At 69.9% G+C, this 4,035-nt stretch carries 5 protein-coding genes; 2 read left to right on the forward strand and 3 right to left on the reverse strand.

The window, feature by feature from the left end:
* Window positions 1–113 precede the first annotated feature (113 nt).
* The gene (locus tag BM536_RS21130) at window positions 114–620 is read left to right on the forward strand and encodes an HNH endonuclease (protein WP_073499938.1); all 507 of its coding nucleotides are present in this window, start codon (window positions 114–116) and stop codon (window positions 618–620) included.
* Window positions 621–716: 96 nt separating this feature from the next.
* Here the strand turns inward: BM536_RS21130 and BM536_RS21135 are convergent, their stop codons facing one another.
* The 3 genes from BM536_RS21135 to BM536_RS21145 all read right to left on the reverse strand — a co-directional run bounded on the left by BM536_RS21135 (window position 717) and on the right by BM536_RS21145 (window position 3,091).
* Window positions 717–1,667: an SPFH domain-containing protein gene (locus BM536_RS21135; RefSeq protein ID WP_073499939.1), complete on the reverse strand. Its 951-nt coding sequence runs from the start codon at window positions 1,665–1,667 to the stop codon at window positions 717–719.
* Between the two features lie 140 nt (window positions 1,668–1,807).
* The gene (locus BM536_RS21140; RefSeq protein WP_073499940.1) at window positions 1,808–2,239 is read right to left on the reverse strand and encodes an NfeD family protein; all 432 of its coding nucleotides are present in this window, start codon (window positions 2,237–2,239) and stop codon (window positions 1,808–1,810) included.
* 54 nt (window positions 2,240–2,293) lie between these two features.
* Entirely contained in the window at window positions 2,294–3,091 is a 798-nt protein-coding gene (locus BM536_RS21145; RefSeq protein WP_073499941.1) for an ABC transporter ATP-binding protein, read from the reverse strand.
* Window positions 3,092–3,245: 154 nt separating this feature from the next.
* On the opposite strand from BM536_RS21145, the gene BM536_RS21150 reads away from it, so the two are divergent.
* Window positions 3,246–4,035, forward strand: a 790-nt coding sequence (locus BM536_RS21150; RefSeq protein ID WP_094103331.1) for a hypothetical protein, incomplete at its 3' end; no start/stop codon positions are given.

Here is a 4,035-nt window from a genome sequence, read left to right on the forward strand (position 1 = left end):
GATGGGACTCCCGCGGGAGCAGCAGATATTGCGTTGTCCATCTCGGCGTGCCCGGCCAGAGTTGACCCCAGCCCGCCAGGGGGTGGGCCGGTGCGCACAGGAGGTGGGCTGGTATGCGGGACACGCTGGTACTGAACGCGAGCTTCGAGCCGCTGTCGACGGTGACGTTGAACCGCGCCGTCGTTCTGGTGCTTCAGGACAAGGCCGTCGTCGAGCAGGCCCACCCCGAACTGCGGATGCGGGGAGTCGAGGTGGACATACCGGCGCCCCGGGTCATCAGGCTGTGCAGGTACGTACGGGTGCCGTTCCGAAGACAAGCCCCGTGGTCGAGGCGGGGTGTACTGGTTCGGGACCGGCACCGGTGCGCGTACTGCGGTCGCCGGGCGACCACCGTGGACCACGTGGTACCGCGCGCTCAGGGTGGTCAGGACTCCTGGCTCAACACGGTCGCGTCGTGCGCGGAGGACAACCACCGTAAGGCGGACCGGACTCCGGACCAGGCGGGGATGCCGTTGCTGCGGCTGCCGTTCGAGCCGACCCCGCAGGACGCGATGCTTCTCGCCCTGGGGCAGGAGGACTTGGCCGCGCTGCCGGAGTGGCTGACCATGGACGCCGCCTAGCGGTTCCTTCGCCGTCCACGGCTCGTAGGTGGCCGTACGCACAGTTCCCCGCGCGTTCCGGGTTCTTGTGTGTCAGTCGACCGACGCGTCCCGTGGTCAGTCGATCGACGGCTTCTCGCGGCGTTCCTTCGGGCTGTCCGAGTTGCCGCCGTTGGAGCCCGAACCGCCGCCCATGCCGCCGAAGTTGCCCATGGCGCCGGACAGGCCCTTGAGGGCGTCGCCGATTTCGCTGGGGACGATCCAGAGCTTGTTGGCGTCGCCCTCGGCGATCTTGGGGAGCATCTGGAGGTACTGGTAGGAGAGAAGCTTCTGGTCCGCGTCGCCGGCGTGGATCGCCTCGAAGACCGTGCGGACGGCCTGGGCTTCGCCCTCGGCGCGCAGGGCGGCGGCCTTGGCCTCGCCCTCGGCCCTGAGGATGGCGGACTGCTTCTCGCCCTCGGCCGTGAGGATCGCGGCCTGGCGGGTGCCTTCGGCGGTGAGGATCGCGGCGCGCTTGTCGCGGTCGGCGCGCATCTGCTTCTCCATCGAGTCCTGGATGGAGGTCGGGGGCTCGATCGCCTTCAGTTCCACGCGGTTGACGCGGATGCCCCACTTGCCGGTGGCCTCGTCGAGGACTCCGCGCAGGGCCGCGTTGATCTCCTCGCGGGAGGTCAGGGTCCGTTCGAGGTCCATGCCACCGATGATGTTGCGCAGGGTGGTGACGGTGAGCTGCTCGATCGCCTGGATGTAGCTGGCGACTTCGTAGGTCGCGGCGCGGGCGTCCGTCACCTGGTAATAGATGACGGTGTCGATGTTGACGACCAGGTTGTCCTGGGTGATCACCGGCTGCGGGGGGAACGGCACGACCTGTTCACGCAGGTCGATGCGGTTGCGGATGGTGTCGATGAACGGAACGACGATGTTGAGGCCCGCGTTGAGCGTCCGCGTGTAGCGGCCGAACCGCTCCACGATCGCGGCGCTCGCCTGCGGGATGACCTGGATCGTCTTGATCAGGGCGATGAAGACCAACACCACCAGGATGATCAGGACGATGATGACCGGTTCCATCGTGCTCCCCGTACCTTTCTCCGCCTCGGCGCTTTCGGAAGATCTTAGGCTTGTCGAAGATCTTGCTGGTCGAGTGTGACAGACCGTCGTCCGGCTCGTGGGCTGTTCTGTTCACTTACGCGGTGCGGGAGTTGCCGAGGTCAGATGATGATCGCCGTGGCCCCCTCGATGTCCACGACATCGACCTCCTGCCCCACGTCGTAGACCCGGTCGGTGTCGAGAGCGCGCGCCGACCAGACTTCTCCGGCGAGCTTGATACGTCCGCCCTTGCCGTCGACCCGTTCCAGCACGACCGCCTGCTTGCCCTTCAACGCGTCCACTCCGCTGGCGAATTGGGGCCGCTGGGCGCTGTGCCGGGCCGCGATGGGCCGTACGACGGCGAGGAGGGCCACGGAGACGGCCACGAAGACGAGTACCTGGGCGACCACGTCGAAGCCGAGGCCTGCCGTGATGGCCGCCGCCACCGCGCCGACCGCGAACATGCCGAACTCCGGCATCGCGGTGACCACCAGCGGGATTCCGAGCGCTGCCGCGCCTACGAGCCACCACACCCACGCGTCGATGTCGTCCACACGTTCATGGTAGGTCCGGCAGGTGTGCCGCCGACAGGGCGCGGACGGGGGCGGTCAGGCGAGCGGCAGTCCCTGGGCCGTCCAGCGGTCGCCGACCTGCTCCACGACGAGGGGGAGGCCGAAGCAGAGGGAGAGGTTGCGGGAGGTCAGTTCGAGTTCGACCGGTCCGGCGGCCAGGACCTTGCCCTGACGGATCATCAGGACGTGCGTGAAGCCGGGGGCGATCTCCTCGACATGGTGCGTGACCATGATCATCGAGGGGGCGATCGGGTCGCGGGCGAGACGGCCGAGGCGGCGGACGAGGTCCTCGCGGCCGCCGAGGTCGAGGCCGGCGGCCGGCTCGTCCAGCAGCAGCAGCTCGGGGTCGGTCATCAGGGCGCGGGCGATCAGGGTGCGCTTGCGCTCGCCCTCGGAGAGGGTGCCGAACTTGCGGTCCAGGTATTCGGTCATGCCGAGGCGGTCGAGGAAGGCACGGGCGCGCTGCTCGTCGATCTCCTCGTAGTCCTCCTGCCAGCTGGCCGTCATGCCGTACGCGGCGGTCAGGACGGTCTGCAGGACGGTCTGGCGCTTGGGAAGCTTGTCGGCCATCGCGATGCCGGCCATGCCGATGCGGGGACGCAGCTCGAAGACGTCGGTGCCGGGCGCGCCGAGGGTCTCGCCGAGGATGGTGGCGGTGCCGGTGCTCGGGTAGAGGTAGCTGGACGCGACGTTCAGCAGGGTCGTCTTGCCGGCTCCGTTGGGGCCGAGGATGACCCAGCGCTCGCCTTCCTTGACCGACCAGGAGACCTGGTCCACCAGAGCCCGGCCCTCGCGGACCACGGATACGTCCTGAAGCTCCAGAACATCGCTCATGAGCGCGTTGTCTCCCCTTGCAGTGTGGCCGGTCTCGGTTGTCGCGTACGCCAGTGGCTCGGACCGCCGCGCGCGGGTGGGCGCGGCCCTCCGGGAAAATCTACGCCACCGGTCGGGGGGACCGTTCCATCGGTCCGGTCCTTAGGCTGGGGGCATGCTCTCGGAACCGCGCTCTGGTCGCCTTGCCGCTTGGGGAAATGCCCTTCTGGCCGGACTTGTCTCTCCGGACGACGCCGTACTGGCCATCGTCGGATCGGACGCCGTGCACCGGGTGGAGGGGCTGCCCGGCGAGTCCGCGCCCGTCGGGCTCACGCTCGCCCTGGGGCGGCTGCGGGCGCTCGGCGTGAGCGGGCTGCGGGTGGCGCTGCCCGCGCCGGGTCATCCGCTGGGGTTGAGCGGGCCGGCGGAGTTCAACGCGCGGGCGCTGGAGGCCGAGGAGGCGGTGGTCTGCCACGGGGCCGCGCTCGGTCTGGTGCCGGAGGTGTACGAGGCCGGGCCCGAGGGTGACGTGCATGTGGAGGTGGTCTGGCACTGCCTCCCGGTGCGGGAGGCTCCGCCGGCGGACGTGCCGTCGCTGGGTGAGGCCGAGCGGGAACTGGCGGAGGCGCTGCGCGACGCTACGGCCGTGCTGTCGCGGTTGGACGTGGCCGGCTCGGGGCCGGTGGCCGAGGCGGCGATCGAGGCGTACCGGGCTCGGGCGGAGCGGGGGCGGGAGATGTTGGCGCCGGGGTATCCGCCGCGGGCGGTGCGGGTGCTGGAGCTTGCGCAGCGGGTGGGGTTGCTGGTGTCGCTGGCGTACGAGAACGGGCACGGGGGTGCGGTGAGCGCGTCGGAGATGGGGGCTCGGGTTGCCGCGTTGCGGCCGGTGGAGCGGACGGGGCGGCGGGCGCAGGTGGCCGCGTACAACGCGTATGTGGAGGAGCGGGGAGCGGTGAGGTTCGGGG

Source organism: Streptomyces phaeoluteigriseus (assembly GCF_001896135.2).
Taxonomy (GTDB): Bacteria; Actinomycetota; Actinomycetes; order Streptomycetales; family Streptomycetaceae; genus Streptomyces; species Streptomyces phaeoluteigriseus.

Bases quoted from the DNA above. Each gene is read 5' to 3' on its own strand.
- BM536_RS21145 (WP_073499941.1), bottom strand. From the start codon at position 3,091: ATGAGCGATGTTCTGGAGCTTCAGGACGTATCCGTGGTCCGCGAGGGC.
- BM536_RS21130 (WP_073499938.1), top strand. From the start codon at position 114: ATGCGGGACACGCTGGTACTGAACGCGAGCTTCGAGCCGCTGTCGACG.
- BM536_RS21135 (WP_073499939.1), bottom strand. From the start codon at position 1,667: ATGGAACCGGTCATCATCGTCCTGATCATCCTGGTGGTGTTGGTCTTC.